The organism is Janibacter sp. Y6 (assembly GCF_040900765.1).
In the GTDB taxonomy this organism is placed as follows: domain Bacteria; phylum Actinomycetota; class Actinomycetes; order Actinomycetales; family Dermatophilaceae; genus Marihabitans; species Marihabitans melonis.
In genome coordinates this window covers 98,091-121,961 of sequence record NZ_JAKLYZ010000001.1, presented here as the reverse complement: position 1 = coordinate 121,961, position 23,871 = coordinate 98,091, and the positions used below count along the sequence as shown (strand labels likewise).

Genomic DNA, 23,871 nt, shown 5'->3' with positions numbered 1-23,871 from the left:
GGCGTGGCAGCACGGTTGCGGGACGTCGCGGAGCGGGCCGGGGTGTCGGTCAAGACGGTCTCGAACGTCGTCAACAACCACCCCCACGTCACCGAGGCGACCAGGGCGAAGGTCTCCGCGGCCATCGAGGAGCTGCGCTACCGGCCCAACCTCTCGGCCCGCAACCTCAAGGACGGGCGTGCAGGCTTCCTCGCCCTCGCCGTGCCGGCGATGGACTCGCCGTACTTCGCCGAGCTCGCCGCGAAGGTGACGAGCGAGGCGGCCGCGATGGGCTTCATCGTGCTGCTCGACGCCACCGGGGGCGACGAGCACGCGGAGCGCGTCGTCCTCGAGGGGATGCGCTCGCACGTCATCGACGGGGTGATCTTCTCGCCGCTCGCGCTCTCGGCCGACGAGATCGCCGGTCGCGACGACGACCTGCCGATGGTCCTGCTCGGCGAGCGGCCGACCCTCACCGGCTACGACCACATCGCCGTCGACTCGGTCGCGGCGGGCCGCGCGGCCACCGAGCACCTCCTGACGCTCGGCCGGCGGCGCGTCGCGGCGATCGGGCGGGAGACCGTGCGCGGCACCTCGTCGGAGCGCCTGCGCGGCTACCGGCAGGCGCTGCGCGCCGCCGACCTCGCCTACGACCCCGAGCTCGTCGTCGGGGTGCCCCACTTCGAGCGGGGCGACGGGTACGCGGCGATGCAGCAGCTCCTCGCCCTGCCCTCGCCCCCGGACGCCGTCTTCTGCTTCAACGACCTCATGGCGGTCGGCGCCGTGCGGGCGTGCGCCGGGGCCGGCGTGCGGGTGCCCGAGGACGTCGCGGTCATCGGCTTCGACGGCATCGCCGAGACGCGGTACGCGAACCCCTCGATCTCGACGATCTCCCCCGACCTCACCCATCTCGCGCGCCGGGCGCTGGAGATGCTCGTCTCGCGCATCGACGGCGACACCTCCCCCAGCCAGGAGGTCGCGGTGCCGTGGACGCTCGTGGCCCGCGAGTCCACCACCGGGCGCGCCGCGCAGACCTGATCAGAAGTCGACGGGCACGTCCGGCGGCTCCGGGGCGACCCCCTCGCGCACGACCCGCCAGTGCCCGCCGGGTCCCCGGCGCAGGACCCACCGCCCGAGCACGGCGGACGCCGTGAGATCGGCGACGAGGCGGCGCACGGCGCCCTCGGCCTCGTCGTCCTCCTGGCCGTCGGTGCTCGTCTCGACGAGGAAACGCAGGTGGATCTGCGGCTGCATCCGGACGAGCTCGACCGACCGGTCCTCGACGCGGTGGGTGCGCGCGAGGAGCTCCTCGGCGAGCGGGAGCAGGCTCGGCGGGGAGACACCCGGGTGGGTCTCGTGGACGTCGATCGCGACCCGGTAGGACGGCATTGCCGCAGCGTAGGCGAGCGGGCCGACGACGCCGGAGGTCTACGATCACGTCCATGGCACGGGGGGACGGACGCGGACCCGGTCGGCGGGCGCTGCTCGCCGCCGCACCGCTCGGCCTGCTCGCGGCCTGCGCACCGGTCGCCGCGACGCAGCGGCCGGCCCGACCCACCCTCGGCCAGGTCGACCCGGACTTCCCGGCGATCCCCCGCGGGCTGCCGCCCACGCGTCGCCGCGTCCTCACGACGGCACGGGCCGAGCACGCCGACCAGGGACCCGGCACGAGGTACGCCGAGGGGGTCGTCGAGCCGTGGTGCGCCGACTTCGCCTCGTGGGTCCTGCGCGAGGCCGGGGTCCCGCTGCGCAACCCGGCCTCGGGCGGCTGGCGCATCCCGGGCGTCCTCACCCTCACCGATCACCTGCGCGGCACCGGGCGCTTCCGCGAGGCCGGGAGCAGGTACGCGCCCGTCCCCGGTGACCTGCTCGTCTGGGCGAAGGGGTCGATGCCCGGCGAGCACGTCCACTTCCTCGTCACCCGGCACGGGCACGACGTCGTCACCGTCGGCGGCAACGAGGGCGACGCGATCAAGGTGCGCCACCTCTCGCTCACCCAGCCCGGTCTCGTCGGCTACGGCCTGCCCGGCCGCGGCGAGGGGACGAGCCGCAGCCGCACCGTCTGACCGGGGTCGCACCCGAGGTAGACGTGCTCCTCCGCCGAGGTGTCGTCGCGCACGTATCCTGCGGCGGCCAGCAGGCCGACGAGGTCGCCCTCGGCGCCCCCTGGCCGCAGGGCGGCCTCGAGCTCGACGCCCCTGGTCGACGGCACCGGCACGACCTGCGCGGACCGCTCCCCCAGCACGTGCGCGACGCGAGCGGCGAGCCGTGCACCGCGGTGCTCGTCGGGGCCGTCGTGCGCCGGCTGGTCGTCCCGCGCGGCCGGGGTCCCTGTGCGCAGGTTCTCGGCGAAGGGGGCGAGCCGCTCGCGCCAGAGCCGGTCGACCCGCTCGACGAGCTCCTGCGGGGTGCTGTCGTTGTCGAGCACGACGTCGGCGGCGGCGCGGCGGGCCTCGTCGTCGGCCTGCGAGCGCATCCGGGCGCGCGCGTCCTCCTCGGGCATCCCCCGGTGCTCGACGAGCCGGCGCACGCGCGTCTCCACGGGGGTGTCGACGACGACGACGAGGTGGTACTCGGGCGACATCTGCTTCTCGACGAGCAACGGCATGTCGTGGACGAGCACCGCGGCGCCCGCGCCCGCGGCCTCCTCGCGCAGCCGTGCGGTGCGCTCCCACACGGCGGGGTGGGTGATGCCCTCGAGCGCGCGCAGCGCCTCCGGATCGGCGAAGACGACCCGTCCGAGCGCCGGCCGGTCGAGCTCGCCGTCGAGACGCAGGACCTGCGGGCCGAAGCGCTCGACGACCGCGGCGAGGGCGGGCTCCCCCTTCGCCACGACGTCGCGGGCCACCTGGTCCGCGTCGACGACGACCGCGCCGAGCTCCGCGAGCCGTCGCGCGACGCTCGACTTGCCCGACCCGATCCCACCGGTGAGTCCCACGTGCAGCATGGCCGCCACTGTAGGCGGGCCCGCAGGGACGACGAAGGGGGCCACGCACCGAGCGGTGCGCGGCCCCCTTCGCACGGGGTGACCTGAGGTCAGTTGCCGGTGAGCTTCTCGCGCAGAGCCGCGAGCGCCTCGTCGGAGGCGAGGGTGCCCCCGGCGGAGCCACCGGAGGACGCCGGGGCGGCCTGGCTGCTCGTGGACGGGGCGCTGTCCGAGGAGTACGAGCTCGTCGACTCGCCCGACTCGGCAGCGGCCGCGTCGTCGGCGGCCGACTTCTCGACCTGGGCGCGGTGCGCCTCCCAACGGGCGTGCGCCTCGGCGTACTGCTTCTCCCAGGCCTCGCGCTGCGTCTCGTAGCCCTCGAGCCACTCGTTGGTCTCCGAGTCGAAGCCCTCGGGGTACTTGTAGTTGCCCTGCTCGTCGTACTCGGCGGCCATGCCGTAGAGCGTCGGGTCGAACTCGGTGAGGTTGGCGCCGTCCTCGTTGGCCTGCTTGAGGCTCAGCGAGATGCGGCGACGCTCGAGGTCGATGTCGATGACCTTGACGAAGATCTCGGCGCCGACCTGGACGACCTGCTCCGGCAGCTCCACGTGGCGCTCGGCCAGCTCGGAGATGTGCACGAGGCCCTCGATGCCGTCCTCGACGCGCACGAACGCACCGAAGGGGACGAGCTTGGTGACCTTGCCCGGGACGACCTGACCGATCGCGTGGGTCCGGGCGAAGTGCTGCCACGGGTCCTCCTGCGTCGCCTTGAGCGACAGGGAGACACGCTCGCGGTCCATGTCGACGTCGAGCACCTCGACGGTGACCTCGTCGCCGACCTCGACGACCTCGCCGGGGTGGTCGATGTGCTTCCAGGACAGCTCGGAGACGTGGACGAGACCGTCGACGCCGCCGAGGTCCACGAAGGCACCGAAGTTGACGATCGAGGAGACGACGCCGGTGCGGACCTGGCCCTTCTGCAGCTCCTTGAGGAAGGTGGTGCGCACCTCGGACTGGGTCTGCTCGAGCCACGCACGACGCGAGAGCACGACGTTGTTGCGGTTCTTGTCGAGCTCGATGATCTTGGCCTCGATCTCCTTGCCGACGTACGGCTGGAGGTCGCGGACGCGACGCATCTCGACGAGGGAGGCGGGGAGGAAGCCACGCAGGCCGATGTCGAGGATGAGACCACCCTTGACGACCTCGATGACGGAGCCGGTGACGACGCCGTCCTCCTCCTTGATCTTCTCGATCGTGCCCCAGGCGCGCTCGTACTGCGCACGCTTCTTGGACAGGATGAGACGACCCTCCTTGTCCTCCTTCTGGAGGACCAGGGCCTCGACGGCGTCACCGACGGCGACGACCTCGCCGGGGTCGACGTCGTGCTTGATGCTCAGCTCGCGCGAGGGGATGACGCCCTCGGTCTTGTAGCCGATGTCGAGCAGCACCTCGTCGCGGTCCACCTTGACGATGTGGCCCTCGACGATGTCGCCATCGTTGAAGTCCTTGATCGTGGCGTCGATGGCAGCGAGGAGGTCTTCCTGAGATCCGATGTCGTTGACAGCGATCTCGGGGGCGGTCGCGGGGACCGTGGTGGCAGTCATGTAGTAGGAGCTCCGTTGCGGACAGGTTCGTTGTGCGGACAGGTCGTGCGGGGTGCGCCTGCGGCAGGTGGTGCGTGTGCCACAGTTGCGATGTCCCCGTGGGCTGCGCCGGCGGTCCGTGGAGGATCGGGGCGGAGCACAGGAAAGACCCCTCCATCTTAGCCACACGAGGACCCACCACCAAAAGCCGCCCGAGCGCACGAGGAGAGCGATGACCCACGGCGTCGACCGCCGCCCGTCCGACCCCGACGAGACCTCCGTCGCCAACCGCGGGTGGTGGGACGCCGAGGCCCTCGACTACTACCTCGAGCACGGCGCCTTCCTCGGCGACCGCGACCTCGTGTGGGGCCCCGAGGGCTGGCACGAGCACGAGCTCGGGTGCGTCGAGCGCGACCTCGCCGGGCTCGACGTCCTCGAGTTCGGCTGCGGCGGCGCGCAAGGCGGGCGCTGGGCCGCCGACCAGGGGGCGCGCGTCGTCTCCACCGACCTGTCGATGGGGATGCTGCGCACGGCGGCGCTCATCGACGCGGCGTCGCCCGACCGACCCCGCCCCCTCCTCGTCCAGTGCCCGGCGGAGCGCCTCCCCTTCGCCGACGAGTCCTTCGACGTCGTCCTCAGCGCGTACGGCGCGACCCCCTTCGTCGCCGACAGCCAGGCCCTCGTCGACGAGCTCGCGCGGGTCCTGCGCCCCGGCGGCCGGCTGGCCTTCTCGACGAGCCACCCCGTGCGGTGGGCCTTCCCCGACGTCCCCGGCCCGGAGGGGCTGGTCGCGCACGGCTCCTACTTCGACCGCACGCCGTACGTCGAGAGCGACGACCTCGGCGAGGTGAGCTACGTCGAGCACCACCGCACCGTCGGCGACCGCGTCCGCGAGGTCATCAGCGCCGGGCTGACCCTCGTCGACCTCGTCGAGCCGGAGTGGCCGACGCGCAACACGCAGACGTGGGGCGGCTGGTCGCCCCTGCGCGGCGAGCACCTGCCGGGCACGCTCGTCGTCGTCGCCGACAAGCCGCTCTGAGGCGAGGACGGGCGTCCCGGCGCGGCGAGACCCGCCGACCGTCGTGGTCGGCGGGTCTCGCGATGTGCGTCGCGGTCAGCGGCGGTGGCTCCCGGGAGCCGTGGTCGCACCGGGGCTCGCGTCGACGAGGTCGTAGTCCTGGGAGTCGTCGCGGCGACGGTCACGTGTTCGCCGTCCCGCCAGGAGGAGGAACAGGCCCAGGCCGAGCAGGACGAGCCCGAGGACGAGCGCGACGGGGGTCAGCGCTCCTCCGATGAACCCGAGCAGACTGCCCTTGGAGCCCCAGGTCTTGGCGTTGTCGGAGACGGTCTGGTCGTCGTAGCCGATGGTGCCGACAGTCATCGCCACCGGGTCGTAGCCGTCGGCCTCGAGATTGCGGTTCAGCTCCTCCTGGCCCTTGATGATGACGCCCGTGTTCGGCTCGATCCACAGCGTCCGGGTGTTTCCGTAGACCACCTCGGCGTCGACGTCCCCGTCGTCCTCCGAGCCACCGAAGAGGGAGGCCGGCACCGAGCGCTCCCCCACGCGCTGAGGCTCGATGACCTGCTGGAAGACGTAGGTCTGCGTGCCCTCGATGTCCTCCGTGCGCAGGAACTTCAGATCGGTCGCCCGACCGAGGTCGCCGTCCCACCAGGCGTACGTCTTCTTCTCCACGCCGAAGGGGAGCTTGAAGAAGTTGCCCGCGTGCTCGACCTCCTGCGTCGCGTCGGGGTCGTCGACGGTGCCGACGGAGACGTAGTCACCGCAGCAGTTCGTCGCCTCGCCCGTTCGGCGGTCGAAGGACACGCCCTCGTCGCTGAACTGTAGCGGGACCCATTCGCCGTCCACCTCTGCCTGCGAGGTCACCGCGGTCTGCCAGAAGGCCTCGCCGTCGCGATCGGCGGTGCGCCCGGGGATGCCGAGCACCTCACGCGTGCTGCGTATCTGCACGTCCTCGAGCCGGTCGATGGCGACCGACCCGCCGTCGCGGTGGACCCACAGGGCGTCGACGCCCTGCCCGACGGAGACGCTCGTCGTCTCCTGGTCGAGCGGGACGGTCGCGAGCCGGTCGTAGAGCACCGGGCGCGCGAGGGCCCCGAGCACGAGAAGCATGGAGCCGAGGGCGCAGAGGATGACACCGGCAGTCCGACGCATGGACCACTCCTTTGTAGATCGGGACGTCGGGGGGAACATACCAGCGAGTAGCCTGCTGCGGGACTACCCCGAAGATCCGCGCGGCGAGCGCACGAGAGGACCAGCATGCAGCGGTGGTTCCCCAGGTCGGCCGACGAGCGGAAGGTGCTGCTGGCACTCTGCCTGCTGCCCGCAGGAGTCCTGGCCGCCCTCGCCGCACGGGGAGGGTGGTACACCGACGACCTCGACTTCCTCGTGCACGGGAGGCGGGGCTTCTCACCCGACCTGCTCCTCACGCCGGTCAACGACCACGTCGCCCCGGGGCTGCGTCTCACCTATGCGATCTTCGCCACTGTCGACGGCCCGAGCTGGGGGCTCACCGTCGTCACCCGTGCGGCCTTGTGGTATCTCGCGGTCGTGCTCTTCGTCGCCCTCGTCGCCCGGCTCACCGAGGTGCGATGGGCACCGGCGGGGGCCGCCGTGCTCTACGGGTTCTCCAGCGTGTCGATGCCGTCCTTCATGTCCCTCTCCAGCGCCGTCAACACGATCCCCGCGCAGGTGCTGGGTCTCGTCCTCGTCCACGCCACCCTCGACGCCTTCACCACGAGCTCGCGTCGTCCCCTCGTCGTCGTCGCCGCGACCCTCACCGCGACGATGATGTTCTGGGAGAAGTCCGGGCTCGTCGTCCTCACGGCGGCTGCCGTGGTGGTCGTCGCGCGCGTCCCCGCGGGCCGCCGAGCCTGGGTCAGGTGGCTCGGCGCGGTCGGGGCCGGTGTCGCGGTCTTCGCCTCGATCTACCTCCCGTCAGGTGGTGCGGCCGCCCAGGCGGTCTCCCCCTTCCTGGTGGCACGGCTCACGGCAGAGGGCACAGGTGCGAGCCTCCTGCCCGCCCTCCTCGGCGGCCCGTGGCGCTGGTCTCCCACTGTCCCGCCGTACTTCGGGCTGAGCGACCCGACCACAGCGGTCGTCATCGCCGGGGTCGCCCTCTTCCTCACCGCCGTCGTGCTCTCGTGGCGCTACCGGCCTCGCGTCCTCACCCTGTGGGGCGCGACGCTTCTCTTCGCGATCGTCGGGACTCCCGTCGTCGCGCTCGGGCGCTACTCCACCTTCGGCGACGTCCTCACCCGTCACCAGCACTACTGGGCCGACGCCGCCATCCCGTTGTCCCTTGCCCTGGTGTGCACCCTGGCCGCGATCCCCTGGCGTGGGGGTCATCGTGTCGTCGTCGGCGTGTGGGGGGCGACGTGGGTCGCCGGGACGGTCGTCTCCTTCGTCGGGTTCGCCGGGCCATGGGGGCAGAACCCCTCGCGGCACTACCTCGAACGGCTGACCACGGACATCGACGCGGCCGGGTCGGTCAGCCTCTGGGACACGCGTCCTCCCCTCGAGGTCATGCCCTACATCTCCGAGAACCGCAGGGTCTCCGGTCTGGTCGGCCTCACGGGTGCGGAAGGGGCCACCACGCTGGCGTCCGGACCGCAGCCGCAGGTCGTCGACGACACCGGGAGGGTACGACCGGCCGCCCTTCGTGCGTGGGCCGGGGTCAGGTCCGAGCCCGGCGCGACGTGCTCGGCCCTCGTCCAGGGCGCCACGGAGGTGACGATGCGGCTCGACTCGACGCTCCCCGAGGGGGACTGGGCGGTGCAGCTGCCCTACCTCGCCCGGCCCGAGGCGACGGTGCGGGTCTTCGCCGAGACGGCGGACGGCGAGCGTATGCCGCTCGTCGGCGACGGCTTCTGGGAGTCGGGTCTGTCCTCGGGCTACGCGATGGTCGAGCAGCCCATGACCATGAGGGCCCTCGTCCTCGTCTCGCAGGACGCCGATGCCAACATCTGCCTCGGGGACGTGCAGGTCGGGGTCGTCGAGGTCGCACCATGACCGCGAGATCCCGCCGCAAGGACGAGCCGGCGACCACTCACAGCCACCTGCCGGCTCTCGACGCGCTCCGTGCCCTCGGTGCGCTCATGGTCGTCAGCACGCACGTAGGCTTCGAGTCTGGTGACGCCCAGAACGGGCCGTTCGCCGGGCTCCTCGCCCGGATGGACTTCGGCGTGGCCATCTTCTTCGTCTTGTCTGGGTTTCTCCTCTTCGGCCCGCACGCCCGCGCCTGGTGCGAGAGCAGGTCACGCCCCCGGACAGCGACCTATCTCAGCCGCCGATGCTGGCGGGTCCTGCCCGCCCTGTGGCTCACCGTGCTCGGGACGACGGTGCTTCTGACACCGACAGGTGCCGGCCCAGCGGACTACCTCGCCCACGCCGCGCTGCTGCAGATCTATCTCCCGGTCCATCATCTTGAGGGGCTGACCCAGATGTGGAGCCTGTCGACCGAATGGGCCTACTACCTCGTGCTCCCGCTCATGGCCTGGGCTCTCCTGCGAGGCGGGGTGAGTCGCCGCCGGCTGACCGTGGTCGCAGCAGCCCTGCTGCTGACGCCCGTGATCGGTGCGGTGTGGGTCTTTGTCTCGCGAGGGGAGGAGCGAGCCGTCTGGCTGCCGGGCCTCGTGGGTTGGTTCGGTCTGGGCATGCTGCTCGCCCTGTGGCGGGCCGCTCGCGAGCGCGGTCTGGCACGGCGGGGGTGGCTCGACGAGCTGGCCGACCACCCCCTGACGACGTGGTCGCTCGCCGGCGCGCTCTTCTTGCTCCTCACCACACCCGTCGCCGGTCCGTACGACCTGTCGACGGCAGGCGCCGGGGCGGTCGTCGTCAAGAACCTCGGCTACGCCGTCTGCGCGGCGCTCGTGCTGCTGCCCGCGGCCTCACCGGGTGCGGCGCACCACCGGGCGGTCGTCGCGCTCGAGGCCCGACCCGTACGGTTCCTCGGCGAGATCTCCTACGGCATCTTCTGCTACCACCTCATCGTCCTCGAGCTCGTCCAGGACGCGCTCGGGACCACCCTCTTCGACGCGAGCTTCTGGCTGCTGTGGGCACCCACCGTGACGATCACCGTGGTCGTCGCAGCGGTGAGCTACCGGTGGGTGGAGCGCCCCCTCGTCAGACGAGGACGCAGCCTCGAGCGATATCGCCCGCTCGCGGACGTCACCGCGGGTGTGACGACCAGCGCCACTGCGAGGACGACGAGGCCCTGAACCCAGAGCGACCCGACACCCGCGTCTCCCTCGGGCCACCGCAGCGGCAGCACGAGGACCGCAGACCCGAGGACGCACACCAGGGCCATGGCCGCGACGACTGACCGGCCCAGTCGAGCCGCGACCGCGGCTGCCACGGCGACCACGGCCCCGAGCGGGCCGGCCAGCAGGGCGAGCGCCCCGGTCGCCAGCACGACGCCCACCGGGCCGGGCACCCGCCTGGCCGCAAGCTGCCGTGCGGGGTGGCGACCGCTCACCAGGGCACCGGCGATGAGGACGAGGACGAGCAACCCGCCGATGGCAAGAGACGACCTGTACGGCGCGTCCGGCTCGAAGACGGCCGACACCGGGCCCGAGCCGCCGGCGGGCAGGACCCAGCCCTGCTTCCACCCGTCGACCCGCACCGGCTCCAGCGACACCCCCTCCGCGTCGGTGGCCACCCAGCCGGCGTTGTGGTTCTGGGCGATCGTGACCAGGGTCGGGACATCAGATGCCGTCGTCCGGACCTCTGCCCGGGCGGGGTTGGGTCGGGCGAGCTGCCGCTCACCTGCGGATGGGTCTCGGCCCGGCGAGCCCAGGCGGAGCTGGGTCGGCTCGAACTCGGCCGATGCGCCCGCCTCCACCGTCGTCGGTCCACCGGGCATGGTGACTCCGTCTGCTGCTCGTGAGCCGCACAGCTCCCACCGCAGCTCCTGCTCGTCCAGCAGGTCGCCGATCGTGCCGACGACCCGGGTCGTGTAGGTCGTCGAGCCGACGCGCAGCTCGGGCCCGAAGCCGCATGCTGCTCCGGTCCGGGCGGCACGAGGCCCTATCGCCGCAGGGACTTCGACGCCGTCGAGCACGAGCTCGGAGAAGCCGACGGGCAGCACCTCGGAGAAGCGCCGGTCGACCTGGGTGCGCTCCTCGTCCCACTCGAGGAATCGCAGGCTCATCCGACGGATCCGTCGCTCCGAGCCGAGATCGACGCGGCCGTCGGCGGCGACGGCGAGGTCCACGGCTCGCCCGCCGTCGATCCTCACCCTCACCTCGCGCGGTCGGGATGCTCCCAGGTACGCGTCCGAGCGCAGCTGCAGGCCGTCGGTGCGCACCGCTCGGGGGAGCTCCACGCGCACGGTGGGCTCGCCGTCGTCGACGTCCGCCTGCCAGCCCGTCCCGAGATCGCCGTCGAGGAGCACCGGAGCCGAGCCGGCCGGAGACTGCGTCGCGCTGCTCGACGACGTGACGACGCTGCGCCCCTCCGCCGCGATGAGGCGATCCAGGGCGGGGCCGGGGCGTGGAACGACCCGACCCGACATCTCGTAGGTGCTGCGCTCCATGTCCACCTCACGGCGCAGCCCCGCCTCGGACTCCGCGTCCCGCCGGTAGAAGGGGGCGCACAGAGGTCGGTCTCCCGCCCGCAGGCAGTCCGACCGCCCGTCGCTCGCCCGGCGCAGGAGCACGCCTGACACGGGACCGGGGACCTCGGGGACGTCGAGGTGGCTCCGGGTGTCGACGCCCGGGAGCTGCAGCTCGGCGATCGCCACGCCGTTGACGACCTCACCCCCTGCGACGCCGACGACCTCGACCCTCACCCAGCGAGCGGCGCCGGGCGGGACAGCCAGGTCGACGACACCAGTCGAGGCGTCGACGACTGAGGTCGACGACCCTCGATCGGTGGAGACGCGGACCCTCTCGGGCATCGCCCCCACCGGGGACGACCCGTCGAAGAGGACCCGGAGCCCGTCGAGATCTCGGGCAGTTCGCAGGCGCACCTCGAGCCACTCGCCCGGGCCACGGCCAAGGGCTCCAGAGACCCAGCGGGTCGACGGGTCGCCGTCGAAGGCTGCCGCTGGACCGTTCCCCGGGCCGAGACGGAGCTGGGCGTCGGCGTCGGACGCCGAGGACGAGGCTCGGACGGAAGCGACGTCTCGCGACCAGCCCCGCACGGTGCGAGCGGCTCCGTCGTCGCTGATCAGCTGCCAGCTGCGTCGACCGCTCGAGGGGCGGTCGTCCGATGCCATGACCGCGGACAGGGGGTCGACCGAACGACCGAAGCCGTGCTCCCGACGCAGGTTCCCGTCGACCACCACACCGGGCAGCTCGCGCAGGCCCGCCGACTCGGCGTCGGAGCCGGTGATGATCGGTCGGTCGGCACCGAAGGCCCCGCGGATGTCCGGCACGTCCTCCGGTCCGGCACCTGGTGCACGCAGCGCCGACGCGAGCGGCACCTGCGTCGCGCTCGCCGCTCCGCCGATCTCGAAGATCTCGACGCTGCGGTACGGCAGCCGCGTTCGCCAGTCCTGCTCGCTCGGCCCGAGCCCACCGGTGCCCACACGCGGACCGAAGGATCGCGCAGGGGTCAGGCCGGAGTCAGCGAGCGCCTGGTGCAGCGGCAGCAGGCGACGAGAGGCCGCGTCGGGCCTCAGGTCGTTGCGCACGACGAGGAAGCGCACCCCGGCAGAGCGCAGGGCCGAGACGAGCTCCGGCCCACCGCGCCCGTCCGCCAGGCGCCCCTCGATGTCGTCCAGGAGGCGAGTCGAGCCGGCGCCGCCGAGCGGCACCGCGTCTCGTACGGCGAAGGGTCGTGAGGTGAGCGCCTGGAGCGGCTCGTCCTTCGTCGAGCCCCAGGTGAAGTCGGCGAAAGACGCCCCGGGCACGACGAGCGCGGTCCCGGGGGCGGGGTCGTCGTCGAGGAACCGGGCGACGTCGCGCCAGTGCTGCGGGATGGCCTCGTACCCCTCGGGCCGCGGCATGCTGCCCGCGAGAGCCGGCGAGGACAGCCCGACGAGCAGGCAGACCGTCACGGCCGGCACGAGGGGGCGGGCCAGACCGAGACGCCGCGACAGGCGCGCGAGCGACGTGAGCGCCTGGGCCAGCCCCACCGTGAGCACGACCCGGACCACGAGCTCGAACTTGTGGGTGTTGCGCAACGGGGCGAGCGGGCCGTCCAGGAGCTCGCGCAGCGACCCAGCCACCGGGGAGCCCGCCGCGCCCAGATGGCCCGCTGTGACGAGCAGCAGACCGGCGAGCAGCCCGAGGACGAGGAAGAGGCGCAGCTCCTCGCGCACGAGACGCAGACCGCCCAGGCCCAGACCGCTGACGGCGATGCCGATGATCATCAGGGCGGGCACCGTGAGGTGGCTCCACTGGGCCGGCCAGCTCGGTCCTCCCCCCGTCGCGAGGTAGCCCACCCAGGCGGTCGTCCCCTTCACTGCGTCGAGGACCGAGGCGAACGCCGTGGTGACAGGCGCGTCCTCGATCCAGTCGAGGAACGGTGGGCTGTACCGCCCGAGGGCGAGCAACGGCAGCAGCCACCAGCTGACCGCGAGTGCCACCGCCCCGAGCCAGGCGAGCAGCAACCTCACGCTCTCGCGCCAGGGCGCACGGGTGAGGATCCAGAGCACCGGCAGCACGAGGACCGCTCCGGTGGCGACGGCATTCACCCCTCCGACGAGCGCGACGGCGCACCCCGATCGGGTGGCCCGCCAGGCCGTCGACCGGGGCCTGGGGTCGACGAGGGGCAGCAGCACCCACGGCGCGAGGGCCATCGGCCACACCTCGACGGAGGTGATCGCGGTCTCGGAGATCAACCGGGGAGACAGGGCGAAGGCCATGGCCGCCGCGTACCGCGCCCAGGGACTGCCCACCCCGAGGTGACCCAGCAGGCGCCACATGCCGACGAGCGCCACCGACAGCAGGAGCGTCCACCACAGCCGCTGGACGACCCACGCGGGCAGGCCTGCCGACAGCAGGAGGGCGTGGAAGGGGCCGGCAGGCAGGAGGTAGCCGTAGGCCTGGTTCTGCAGCTGTCCGAAGGACCCCGCAGGGTCCCACAGGTGCAGTGCTCGGCCGAGGAAGCGCATGGGGTCGACCGTCAGGTCGAGCTTCGTGTCCGGCACGACGAGCCCGGGGGCCTGGTGAAAGCTCAGGGCGGCCAGCACGAGGACGCCGGCGGCCAGACGGGCAGCGCGGACCACCCGGGGGGAGTCCCCCCCGTCGGTCATCGGCGCTCCATGACGATCATGACGTTCCACGAGAGCACCTCACGCAGCCCCGGCACGTCGACGACCCAGCGGGCCCACCACGGGTGATAGCGGGGCAGGACGGCCCGGACGACGACATCCCCCGCGCGTTCGGCCTCACGCGCCCACCGCACCATCGGGGCGACCCCGCACGCGAAGAGCGAGCGGCCGAAGTCGTTCTTCGGACGTCGGCCGTGACGGCGCGCGTAGCGCTCTGCGGCGCGACGGCCGCCGAGGTAGTGCCACAGACCCGTCTCGTGGCCGCCGTGAGGTGACAGCCACGGGGTCCAGGAGATGACGACGTGGGCGCCAGGAGCCGCGACCCGGACCATCTCGGCGGCCATGGCCCGGGGGTCGGGCACGTGCTCGAGGACGTTGCTCGAGTACGCGAGGTCCACGCACCCGTCCGCGAGCGGCAGGGCCATCCCCGACCCCCGGACGAGGTTGAGGCCCGAGGTCCCCGTGGCGGTGATCTCCCCAGCATCTGGCTCCAGTCCGGCGTAGCTGGCGCCGGCCCTGCGGAAGGCATCGGCGAAGTAACCGGGACCGCCCCCGACGTCGACGACCCTCGCGCCGTCGAGATCGCACCACTGCTGGAGCTGGGCCACGGAGTCGGCGGCGAGCACCCCGTAGAACATGTCCGGGTCGTCCTGCTCTCGCAGGAAGACACGGAAGAGGGTGACGCTGCGCCGCAACGACGCATCACCCCGACGGGTGGTTACTCGTCGGTTAATATCTTCTGGGGCGCCGGTGCTCATCGGGGCCAGATCCTAGGTGAAGGACGGGGTGCTCGTGCGCATCGCATTCCTCAACTGGCGTGACACCAGCCACCCGGACGGTGGCGGGGCCGAGCATTACGCCGAAGAGGTCTGCGCCGGTCTTGCCGCTCGCGGGCACGACGTCACGCTCTTCTGCGCGCACGTCGACGGCGTTGCGGCCGCGGAGACGCGTCGGGGCTTCACCGTCCGCCGGCACGGAGGGCGCCAGACCGTGTACCCGCTCGGGCTCATGGCCCTGAGGAGGGAGGAACGCCGGGCCGGAGACTTCGACGTCGTCATCGACACCCAGAACGGGCTGTCCTTCGGCGCGTCTCTGCTGCGCCGCCGACGGGTCGTCGTGCTCGTCCACCACGTGCACAAGGAGCAGTGGCCGGTCGTCTTCGGTCCGCTCACCGCACGGCTGGGCTGGTACGTGGAGTCGCGGCTCCTCCCGAGGCTGCAGCGGGGCAGGGAGCACGTCGCCGTCTCCGAGCGCACTCGCGAGGAGCTCGGCGAGCACGGGGTGGACGTCTCCGACGTCTGCGTGATCCACAACGGGACCGACCGGCCCCTGCGGACGACCCTCGCCCGGTCGCCGCACCCGACCCTCGTCGTCCTCGGTCGCCTCGTGCCCCACAAGCGCGTCGAGCAGGCCATCGACGTGACGAACGCGCTGAGGTCCACCTACCCCGGTCTACGGCTGCGCGTCATCGGCGAAGGGTGGTGGCACGAGCGCATCCTCGAGCACGCGCGCACCACCGGCGCGGCAGACGTCGTCGACGTCCTGGGCTTCGTGCCCGAGCCCGACAAGCACGCCGAGCTCGCGGCGGCCTGGGTCGCTCTCGCCCCGAGCATCAAGGAGGGGTGGGGACTCTGCGTGGTCGAAGCAGCGAGCCACGGGGTCCCGACCGTCGCCTATCACGACGCCGGGGGTCTGTCCGAGTCCATCGTCGACGGAGAGTCCGGGGTGCTCGTGCGGTCCTTCGCGCAGATGGTCCGCGTCGTCGACGAGCTCCTGGGAGACGAGTCTCGGCGTGAGGCCATGGGGCGCCGAGCAGCCCAGCATGCCGGCCGATTCACGTGGGAGGAGACGGTCGACGCCTGGGACGCGTTGCTGCGCGGCAGTCACCCGCAGGGCGAGCACAGCACTGCCGCGAGCACCTCCGGCGCTCGCGGCAGTCACGTGGGGTAGAGGTAGGGCCGCTGGAGCATCAGGCGGCCCTAGACCTCCCGACGATCAGTCCCCGTAGGTGAGGAGGTCCTCCGGCGCGACCGGGGCAGTCGGCCCCTGCTCGACGGCGGTCTTGTCGTCGGGCGCGGACGAGCCGAGCACGGCGTAGGTCGCCCCTCCGGCCGCGAGCACACCGATGACGACGCTGGCGATGACGGCGGTCACCGAAGTCATGCTAATCCTCCCGATCAGTCTGTGGACGGTCGCAGGATACCACGCGGTAACTGCGACCGAGGGTCGCCACCGCGACGCCACACCGTGATCTGCGACCCGTCGTGGACCGTGACGAATCCCGGGGGCGGCTCGCTCTCCGGGACGCCCCACCACCACACGACGTCGATCTGCCGCGAGTCCAGGGCACGCCGGGCCTGCGTGGGGTCGTCGAGGCGGATCTCCGGCTCGCCCTCCGGTACCAGCACGGGCCCGTCGGCGCGCCGCACGACGAGGTCACGCGACGTCACGGTGGGTGGCTCGAGGGCACGCGGGACGGGGTCGAGGAAGGGCACGCGCCCGCCCGGCAGAGGTGGGCGGATCGCCTGCCACGGCAGGACGAGCACATGCCGGGACTCCGCGGGCACCGAGCTCACGGCGTCTGCCCACTCCGACGGGAAGGCGACCGGCGTGTAGGCGGCGTGGAGACGGCGCGGGCCGTCCGGCACCGTCGTGACGACCACGGACACGATCAGGGCGACTGCAGCCGTCACTGCGGGCGGGGACAAGGACCGGGTCGTCCGCGCCACGAGGAGACCGGCGAGTACCGCTCCCCCGACGACGCTCACCCCGAGCAGGCGGTGGGTGTCCCGGAAGAGCGCCAGCCCGGGCACCTGCTGGAGGACCTCCATGACCGACAGACCCACCGGCGTGGCGAGGGCGAGGACGAGGACCGGGGGCACCGACCAGGCCAGCACCAATGCCGCGGCCCGCCGTCCACCCCCTCGCACAGCGAGGATCGCGGAGGCTGCGACGACGAGGACGAGAGCCAATGCCGCGAGCATCGGCACGACCTCAGCCCGCGAGGACAGGTGGGCTCCCGGTGCCCAGATGCCGCCCCAGGTGAGCACGGATCCCACGAGCCCCAGCCCGGAGTCCTGCCGGGCGGCGAAGGCGTCGGCCCCCTGGGCGGCAGAGCGGGTCGGTGCGCCGGCGAGCGCGGGGACGACCCACGGCACGCAGAGGATCAGGCTCGGCAGGGCGACCGCGGCGGCTCGCCGCGCACCGCTCGTGGCGGTCGTGACGAGGGCCAGGGTCGCTACTGCGAGGACGGAGCCGAAGGGCGTGAGAGCAGCGGGCAGGGCAGCGAGCAGCGCTCGGGCGAGCTGTGACCGGTACGGGCCAGGACGGCACGCGATGACGAGCCACGGCAGCGCGGCGACGCCCAGCAGGGTTGGCGCCTGCCCGAGGAGCAGACGCTCGACGACGTACGGGTTCCAGGTCGCGACGACGGTCGCGGTGACCACCGCAGGCCATCCCCTCGAGCGGACCAGCATCCCGACGCCTGCCCCGAGGAGGAGGACCGACCCGACGAGGAGCAGTCGTTGCTGCAGCGCTGCCGGCACGACGGGGTCGAGGACGGCGGTGATCGCGTCGAGCGGGACCGCCCGGGGGGCCGCGCCGTCGCGTCCGAGAGCGGCCGCGCCGAGGACCGGGTCGGGCACCGTGACGAAGTCTCGGACGAGCAGGTACCCGGGGCGCGCCGTCCCGGCGAAGTACAGCACGCAGACGACCCCGGCGACGACCCAGGCCACCCAGCGGGCGGCCGGCCTGCGGCCTCGACCGGATGCGCTGGGGTCGCTCGGGCTCAGTGCGCGGCCTCGTGCCACGACCGCCCCGAGCCGATGCTCACCTCGAGCGGGACGTCCATCGGCACGGCGCGGCCCATCTGCTCGCGCAGCAGCGCCTCGACCTGCTCGCGCTCGCCGTGGGCGACCTCGACGACGAGCTCGTCGTGGACCTGCAGGAGCACCCGTGAGCTCAGCCGCTGCTCGCGCAGCGCGGTGTCGACACCGAGCATCGCGACCTTGACGACATCGGCCGCCGATCCCTGGATGGGGGCGTTGAGGGCCATCCGCTCGGCCATCTCACGACGCTGCCTGTTCGAGCTCGTGAGGTCGGGCAGGTAGCGCCGACGGCCGAGCATCGTCTCCGTATACCCGGTGGCGCGGGCCTGGACGACGATCTCCTGGAGGTAGTCGCGCACCCCGCCGAAGCGCTCGAAGTACTCGTCCATGAGGGCCTTGGCCTCGCCGGCGCTGATCGTCAGCTGGCGCGAGAGGCCGAAGGCGGACAGCCCGTAGGCCAGGCCGTAGCTCATCGCCTTGACCTTGCTGCGCATCTCGGGGGTGACGTCCTGGGGCTCCACGCCGAAGACGCGCGAGCCGACGAAGCGATGGAGGTCCTCGCCGGACTGGAAGGCCTCGATGAGCCCCACGTCGCCGGACAGGTGGGCCATGATCCGCATCTCGATCTGGCTGTAGTCGGCCGAGAGCAGGCACTCGGCGTCGGGTCCGACGACGAAGACCTCACGGATGCGTCGGCCCTCCTCGGTACGGATCGGGATGTTCTGCAGGTTCGGGTCGGTCGAGGACAGCCGCCCGGTCGCGGCGATCGTCTGCTGGTAGGTCGTGTGGATGCGCCCGTCGTCGGCGACGGACTTGATGAGCCCCTCGACGGTGATCCGCAGCCGAGCGGCGTCGCGGTGGCGCAGCAGCGCCTCGAGGAAGGGGTGCTCGGTCTTGACGTAGAGGTCGGCCAGCGCCTCGGCGTCGGTCGTGTACCCGGTCTTCGTCCGGCGCGTCTTGGGCAGTCCGAGGGTGTCGAAGAGGACGACCTGGAGCTGCTTGGGCGAGCCGAGGTTGATCTGCTCGTCGCCGATCGCCTCCCACGCGTCCTGCTGGGCCTGCGCGACCTTGTCGGCGAAGTCGGCCTCGAGCGTGGTCAGCGCCTCACGGTCGGCGGCGATGCCGGCCTGCTCCATCGCCGCGAGCACGTGCACGAGGGGCAGCTCGACGCCGTGCAGCAGCTCGGTGCCACCCGTCTGCTCGACCTGGTCGACGAGCACGGCGGCGAGGTCGACGACCGCTCGGGCCCGGACCATCGAGGCCTGGGCGGCCTCGTCGTCGTCGGCGGAGAAGTCGAGCTGGCCCTGGTCGGCGTCGCCGCTGTCCTCGACGCGCAGCTCACGGCCGAGATGGCGCACGACGAGGTCGCCGAGGTCGTAGGAGCGCTGGTCGGGCCGCACGAGGTAGGCCGCGAGGGCGGTGTCGACGGTCAGCCCGTCGACGACCCACCCGCGGGCCCGCAAGGCGTGGATCGGCCCCTTCGCGTCGTGCATCGCCTTCGGCCGGGTCGGGTCGGCCAGCCAGGCCGCGAGGGCGGCGTCGTCGCGCGGGTCGAGGTCGACGACGTCGACCCAGGCCGCCTCGCCCTCGCCGGTGGACAGGCCGAACGCGCTCACCTCACCGCTCCCCCGGCTCCAGGACCCGACGACGTCGAGGCCGACGAGCGCGTCCCCGCTCGCGTGCTCCTGCAGCCACGGGGCGAGCTCGCCCCTGGCGAGGACCGAGCCCTGGACCTCGAGACCGCCGCTCACCTCGTCGGTCGTCGTCTCGAAGGTCTCGAAGAGACGGTCTCGCAGCACACGGAACTCGAGGCTGTCGAAGACCCGGTGGACCTCCTCGCGGTCCCAGGACGCCCGCTCGAGGTCGGCGATCTCGACCGGCAGCTCGAGGTCGCGCAGGAGGTGGTTGAGCCGCCGGTTGCGCAGGACGTCGGGCAGGTGGGCCCGCAGGGACTCCCCCGCCTTGCCCTTGATCTCGTCGGCGTGGGCGACGACGCCCTCGAGGTCGCCGTACAGGCCGAGCCACTTCGCCGCGGTCTTGGGGCCGACGCCCGGCACGCCCGGCAGGTTGTCGCTCGTCTCGCCGACGAGGGCGGCGAGGTCGCTGTAGCGCTCGGGCGGCACGAGGTACTTCGTCTCGACCGCCTCGGGGTCCATCCGCCACACCTCGGAGACCCCGCGCACGGGGTAAAGCAGGGAGACGTGGGGGCTCACGAGCTGGAAGGCGTCGCGGTCGCCGGTGCAGATGACGACGTCCATGTCCTGCGCGCGCGCCATCGTCGTCAGCGTGGCGATGACGTCGTCGGCCTCGAAGCCCTCGATGCCGACGTGCCGGATGCGCAGGGCGTCGAGGATCTCGCGCACCAGCGCGACCTGGCCCTGGAACTCGCCGGGGGTGGCCGAGCGGGTCGCCTTGTACTCCGCGTACTGCTCGCTGCGGAAGGTCTGGCGCGAGATGTCGAAGGCGACGGCGACGTGGGTCGGCTGCTCGTCGCGCAGGACGTTGATGAGCATCGCCGTGAAGCCGTACACCGCGTTGGTGTGCTGCCCGGTGCTCGTGGAGAAGTTCTCCACCGGCAGGGCGAAGAACGCGCGGTAGGCCAGGGAGTGCCCGTCGAGGAGGAGAAGTCGGCTCACGGCCACCACCCTAGGTGGTGGGGGTGACACCGAAGGGTGTCCGGGTCGCCGCGCCCGCGGTCGTAGTCTGTCCCGGTCCGACCCGTTGCCGCGCCGCCGCCCAAGGAGCCCGACCGTGCCCGAGAACCCCCTCGCCGACCTCCCCCCGCTCACCGACGAGGAGCGCGAGCAGCTCGCCGCCACCGGGCGCGGCACGCTCGTCGAGCGGATGGACATCGAGCTGCTCCAGGCCACGCCGGAACGCGTCGTCGGGCGCATGCCGGTCCTCGGCAACACCCAGCCGTACGGCCTGCTCCACGGGGGCGCCTCGGTCGTCCTCGCCGAGACCCTCGGGTCGATCGGCTCGGCGCTGCACGCCGGCGAGGGACGCATCGCCGTCGGGCTCGACATCAACGCGACGCACCACCGCGCCGCCCGCTCCGGCCACGTCGTCGGTGTCGCGACGCCGCTCTCGCTCGGTCGCTCCGTCGCGGCCTGGGAGGTCGTCATCACCGACGACGAGCACCGCCGCGTGTGCACCTCGCGCATCACCTGCATGCTGCGCGACGCCCCTCCCGGCGCCTGAGCCCCGAGATGACCTTCGTCGGTCTCGGCACCGCGCTCAACGTGCTCACCGTGCTCGTCGGCGGGGGGCTCGGCATGCTCGTCGGCGGCCGCCTGCCCGAGCGCACCCGGGACGTCGTCACCGACAGCCTCGGGCTCGTCACCCTCCTCATGGCGGGCCTGTCGGCGGTCGAGGTGACCTCGCCGGTGCTGCGCGATGCCCTCGGCTCGGGCGCCCCCGTGCTCGTCGTCCTCGGCTCGCTGCTCGTCGGCAGCATCATCGGCTCGCTGCTGCGCATCGAGGAGCGTCTCGAGCGCGTCGCCGGCACCGTGCAGCGGGCCGTGGGGCGCGGGGGCACGAGCCACGAGTCGAGGGAGCGCTTCGTCGAGGGGTGGCTCACCGCGAGCCTGCTCTTCTGCGTCGGGCCGCTCACGATCCTCGGCAGCCTCGACGACGGGCTCGGCCGTGGCATCGACAAGCTCGCCCTCAAGTCGGTGCTCGACGGCTTCGCCGCCCTCGCCTTCGCCTCGACCTTCGGCGTCGGGGTGCTCTTCTCGGCGGTGAGCGTCCTCGTCGTGCAGGGCGCCCTCACGCTCGCCGGGGTGCTCCTCGGCTCCGTGCTGCCCGAGCCGCACATCCTCGCGCTCACCGCGACCGGCGGGCTCGTCCTCGTCGGCATCGCCCTGCGGCTGCTGCGCATCCGCGAGATCCCCGTGGGCGACATGCTGCCCGCGCTCCTCGTCGCGCCCCTGCTCACCCAGCTCGTCGTCGTCCTGCGCTGAGGCTGCGGGCGGACGCACGAAGGGGGACCCGAGGGTCCCCCTTCGCTCAGGCCTTGTCCATCCCGGCGACGACGGCGTCGGAGACCTCGCGCATGCCCATGCGGCGGTCCATCGCGGTCTTCTGGATCCAGCGGAAGGCCTCGGCCTCGGAGATCTTCAGCTTCTTCATGAGCACGCCCTTGGCCTTCTCGACGGCCTTGCGGGTCTCGAGACGCTCGCCGAGGTCGGCGACCTCGGACTCGAGCGCCTTGAGCTCGGACCAGCGCGAGCTGGCGACCTCGATGGCCGGCAGGACGTCGGAGGCGCTGAAGGGCTTGACGACGTAGGCCATGACGCCGGCGTCACGGGCGCGCTCGACGAGCTCCTTCTGGCTGAAGGCGGTGAGCATGATGACCGGGCAGATGCGCTGGCCGCCGACGGCCTCGGCCGCGGCGAGACCGTCCATGACGGGCATCTTGATGTCGAAGATCGCGAGGTCGGGCTTCAGCTGCTCGGCGAGCGAGACGGCCTGCTGGCCGTCGCTCGCCTGGCCGACGACCTCGTAGCCCTGCTCGGTGAGCATCTCGGCGAGGTCGGTACGGATCAACGCCTCGTCCTCGGCGATGAGGATCCGCAGGGCGGAGGAGCCGGTGGCGCTGGTCTCGGTGGAGCTCATGGTGACCTCACTCGTCGTGTCTCGACGGACTCGGGGACGGGGTGGAGCGGGTGCCGGGAGCGGGACTTGAACCCGCACGCCCTCGCGGGCAAAGCATTTTGAGTGCCTCGTGTCTGCCATTCCACCACCCCGGCGGGGGGCGGTTGGCAGCCTACCGGGGCGCCCGGCGGCTTACATCATGCGGTAGGCGCTCGCGACGCCGTTGCGGGCGTCGCCGATGCGGTGGACGCGCACGGCGTTCGTCGACCCCGGGATGCCGGGCGGGGAGCCGGCGACGATGACGACCTTGTCGCCCTCCTCGACCCGGCCCGCGTCGAGCAGGATCTCGTCGACCATCATCGCGTACTGGTCGGTGCTCGTCACGGGCGGCGTCAGGAAGGTCTCGATCCCCCACACGAGGGCGAGCTGGGAGCGCACGCTCTGGGTGGGGCTGAAGGCGAGCGTCGGCAGCGCGGGCCGCAGCTGGGCCAGCCGACGCGCGCAGCCGCCGGTCTGGGTGAAGGCGATGAGGTACTTGACGTCGAGCTCGGTGCCGATCTCCGCCGCCGCGCGGGTGATGACCGCGCCCTGGGCGGTGCCCATGCCGGAGAGGTGGTCGATGCGCTCGAGGCCGTTGACCTCGGTGCTCTCGATGATCCGGGCCATGACGGTGACGGCCTCGATGGGGAACTTCCCCGCGGCGGTCTCGCCGGAGAGCATGAGCGCGTCGGCGCCGTCGAGGACGGCGTTCGCGGCGTCGGAGGCCTCGGCCCGCGTCGGACGGCTGCTCTCCATCATCGACTCGAGCACCTGGGTGGCGACGATGACGGGCTTGGCCTTGCGGCGGGCCATGTCGACCGCGCGCTTCTGCACGAGCGGGACCTCCTCGAGCGGCATCTCAACGCCGAGGTCGCCACGGGCGACCATGATCCCGTCGAAGGCGTCGACGATCGCGTCGAGGTCCTCGACGGCCTGGGGCTTCTCGATCTTGGCGATGACGGGCAAGCGGGCTCCCTCCTCGTCCATGATCTCGTGCACTCGGTCGATGTCGCGGGCGCTCCGCACGAAGCTCAGCGCGACGAAGTCGACCCCGAGCCGCACGGCCCAGCGCAGGTCGTCCTCGTCCTTCTCCGACAGGGCGGGCACGGAGACCGCGACGCCGGGCAGGTTGATCCCCTTGTTGTTCGACAGCGGCCCGCCGTAGACGACGACGCAGCGCACGTCGGTCTCGGTGACCTCCTCGACGGTCAGCGAGATCTTGCCGTCGTCGACGAGGATGCGGTCTCCCGCGCTGACGTCGCCGGGCAGGCCCGCGTACGTCGTGCCGACGACCTGCTGATCGCCCGGCACGTCGCGGGTGGTGATGGTGAAGTGCTGGCCGGGCGTGAGGGTGATCGGCCCGTCGGCGAAGCGCCCGGTGCGGATCTTGGGCCCCTGGAGGTCGGCGAGGGTGCCGACGGCGCGGCCGGCCGCGTCGCCCGCGGCGCGCACGGCGCGGTAGTTCGCCTCGTGGACGGCGTGGTCGCCGTGCGAGAGGTTGAGCCGGGCGAGGTCCATGCCCGCGGCGACGAGCTCCTGGATCTTCTGCGGGGTGGAGGTCGAGGGGCCGAGGGTGCAGACGATCTTCGCGCGACGCATGATCCTCATCCTACGACCGGGGGCAGGACGCACGTGACCCGCACCACAGGGCGTGGTGCGGGTCAGCGGTCGTGCGAAGGGGG

General features: G+C 72.4%; 18 protein-coding genes, 1 tRNA gene and 1 pseudogene. 8 read left to right on the top strand and 12 right to left on the bottom strand.

Annotated features, from left to right (window positions below):
• The first annotated feature begins 3 nt into the window (after positions 1-3).
• On the top strand, positions 4-1,017 hold the full coding sequence (locus tag L6241_RS00550; RefSeq protein WP_368244350.1) for a LacI family DNA-binding transcriptional regulator: 1,014 nt from the start codon (positions 4-6) through the stop codon (positions 1,015-1,017).
• Here L6241_RS00550 and L6241_RS00545 read toward each other — a convergent pair whose 3' ends face one another.
• A complete protein-coding gene (locus tag L6241_RS00545; RefSeq protein WP_368244349.1) occupies positions 1,018-1,368 on the bottom strand; it encodes a hypothetical protein in 351 nt (116 codons plus the stop codon).
• 53 nt (positions 1,369-1,421) lie between these two features.
• On the opposite strand from L6241_RS00545, the gene L6241_RS00540 reads away from it, so the two are divergent.
• On the top strand, positions 1,422-2,045 hold the full coding sequence (locus L6241_RS00540; protein WP_368244348.1) for a CHAP domain-containing protein: 624 nt from the start codon (positions 1,422-1,424) through the stop codon (positions 2,043-2,045).
• On the opposite strand, the gene coaE is transcribed toward L6241_RS00540, so the two are convergent.
• Both coaE and rpsA read right to left on the bottom strand, forming a co-directional pair.
• Entirely contained in the window at positions 1,994-2,926 is a 933-nt protein-coding gene (coaE, locus tag L6241_RS00535; protein ID WP_368244347.1) for a dephospho-CoA kinase, read from the bottom strand. The two genes, L6241_RS00540 and coaE, sit on opposite strands and share 52 nt — an antisense overlap.
• A gap of 89 nt (positions 2,927-3,015) precedes the next feature.
• Complete coding sequence (gene rpsA, locus L6241_RS00530) at positions 3,016-4,509, bottom strand: 30S ribosomal protein S1 (RefSeq protein WP_068276069.1); 1,494 nt, start codon at positions 4,507-4,509, stop codon at positions 3,016-3,018.
• Between the two features lie 211 nt (positions 4,510-4,720).
• Between rpsA and L6241_RS00525 the strand changes: the two genes are divergently transcribed.
• A complete protein-coding gene (locus L6241_RS00525) occupies positions 4,721-5,527 on the top strand; it encodes a class I SAM-dependent methyltransferase (RefSeq protein WP_368244346.1) in 807 nt (268 codons plus the stop codon).
• Positions 5,528-5,602: 75 nt separating this feature from the next.
• Here L6241_RS00525 and L6241_RS00520 read toward each other — a convergent pair whose 3' ends face one another.
• The gene (locus tag L6241_RS00520) at positions 5,603-6,661 is read right to left on the bottom strand and encodes a DUF3068 domain-containing protein (protein ID WP_368244345.1); all 1,059 of its coding nucleotides are present in this window, start codon (positions 6,659-6,661) and stop codon (positions 5,603-5,605) included.
• Positions 6,662-6,805: 144 nt separating this feature from the next.
• Here L6241_RS00520 and L6241_RS00515 point away from each other — a divergent pair, with 144 nt between their 5' ends.
• Both L6241_RS00515 and L6241_RS00510 read left to right on the top strand, forming a co-directional pair.
• Entirely contained in the window at positions 6,806-8,518 is a 1,713-nt protein-coding gene (locus L6241_RS00515) for a hypothetical protein (RefSeq protein ID WP_368244344.1), read from the top strand.
• Positions 8,515-9,549, top strand: a pseudogene (locus L6241_RS00510) (acyltransferase family protein); the annotation flags it as partial. The gene L6241_RS00515 and the pseudogene L6241_RS00510, both read left to right, overlap by 4 nt.
• Before the next feature lie 56 nt (positions 9,550-9,605).
• On the opposite strand, the gene L6241_RS00505 reads toward L6241_RS00510, so the two are convergent.
• Positions 9,606-13,709 carry an alpha-(1->3)-arabinofuranosyltransferase family protein gene (locus L6241_RS00505; protein ID WP_368244343.1) on the bottom strand — a complete coding sequence of 1,368 codons (4,104 nt, stop codon included), beginning with the start codon at positions 13,707-13,709 and terminating at the stop codon, positions 9,606-9,608.
• Positions 13,706-14,485, bottom strand: coding sequence for a bifunctional 2-polyprenyl-6-hydroxyphenol methylase/3-demethylubiquinol 3-O-methyltransferase UbiG (locus tag L6241_RS00500; RefSeq protein ID WP_251720288.1), 780 nt, complete (start codon positions 14,483-14,485; stop codon positions 13,706-13,708). Before L6241_RS00500 ends, L6241_RS00505 begins: the two co-directional genes overlap by 4 nt.
• 34 nt (positions 14,486-14,519) lie before the next feature.
• Between L6241_RS00500 and L6241_RS00495 the strand changes: the two genes are divergently transcribed.
• The gene (locus L6241_RS00495; protein WP_318240831.1) at positions 14,520-15,677 is read left to right on the top strand and encodes a glycosyltransferase family 4 protein; all 1,158 of its coding nucleotides are present in this window, start codon (positions 14,520-14,522) and stop codon (positions 15,675-15,677) included.
• Positions 15,678-15,722: 45 nt separating this feature from the next.
• On the opposite strand, the gene L6241_RS00490 is transcribed toward L6241_RS00495, so the two are convergent.
• From L6241_RS00490 to polA, 3 genes are read right to left on the bottom strand one after another with little or no spacing between them, the layout of a single operon-like run.
• Complete coding sequence (locus tag L6241_RS00490) at positions 15,723-15,881, bottom strand: hypothetical protein (protein WP_191681176.1); 159 nt, start codon at positions 15,879-15,881, stop codon at positions 15,723-15,725.
• A gap of 23 nt (positions 15,882-15,904) precedes the next feature.
• Complete coding sequence (locus L6241_RS00485; RefSeq protein WP_368244342.1) at positions 15,905-17,461, bottom strand: hypothetical protein; 1,557 nt, start codon at positions 17,459-17,461, stop codon at positions 15,905-15,907.
• Between the two features lie 53 nt (positions 17,462-17,514).
• On the bottom strand, positions 17,515-20,190 hold the full coding sequence (gene polA, locus L6241_RS00480) for a DNA polymerase I (protein WP_368244341.1): 2,676 nt from the start codon (positions 20,188-20,190) through the stop codon (positions 17,515-17,517).
• A 208-nt stretch (positions 20,191-20,398) separates the two neighbouring features.
• Here polA and L6241_RS00475 point away from each other — a divergent pair, with 208 nt between their 5' ends.
• Positions 20,399-20,755: a hotdog fold thioesterase gene (locus L6241_RS00475; RefSeq protein ID WP_368245116.1), complete on the top strand. Its 357-nt coding sequence runs from the start codon at positions 20,399-20,401 to the stop codon at positions 20,753-20,755.
• 8 nt (positions 20,756-20,763) lie between these two features.
• Entirely contained in the window at positions 20,764-21,516 is a 753-nt protein-coding gene (locus tag L6241_RS00470) for a DUF554 domain-containing protein (RefSeq protein WP_229298867.1), read from the top strand.
• 46 nt (positions 21,517-21,562) lie between these two features.
• Here L6241_RS00470 and L6241_RS00465 read toward each other — a convergent pair whose 3' ends face one another.
• The 3 genes from L6241_RS00465 to pyk form a co-directional block, all read right to left on the bottom strand.
• Positions 21,563-22,171, bottom strand: a complete 609-nt coding sequence (locus L6241_RS00465; RefSeq protein ID WP_123091662.1) for an ANTAR domain-containing response regulator — start codon at positions 22,169-22,171, stop codon at positions 21,563-21,565.
• A gap of 51 nt (positions 22,172-22,222) precedes the next feature.
• Positions 22,223-22,305 (bottom strand) — tRNA-Leu (locus tag L6241_RS00460).
• Positions 22,306-22,342: 37 nt separating this feature from the next.
• Positions 22,343-23,788 (bottom strand): pyruvate kinase, encoded by a 1,446-nt coding sequence (gene pyk, locus L6241_RS00455; RefSeq protein ID WP_368244340.1) that lies wholly within the window; start codon positions 23,786-23,788, stop codon positions 22,343-22,345.
• Between the last annotated feature and the right edge of the window lie 83 nt (positions 23,789-23,871).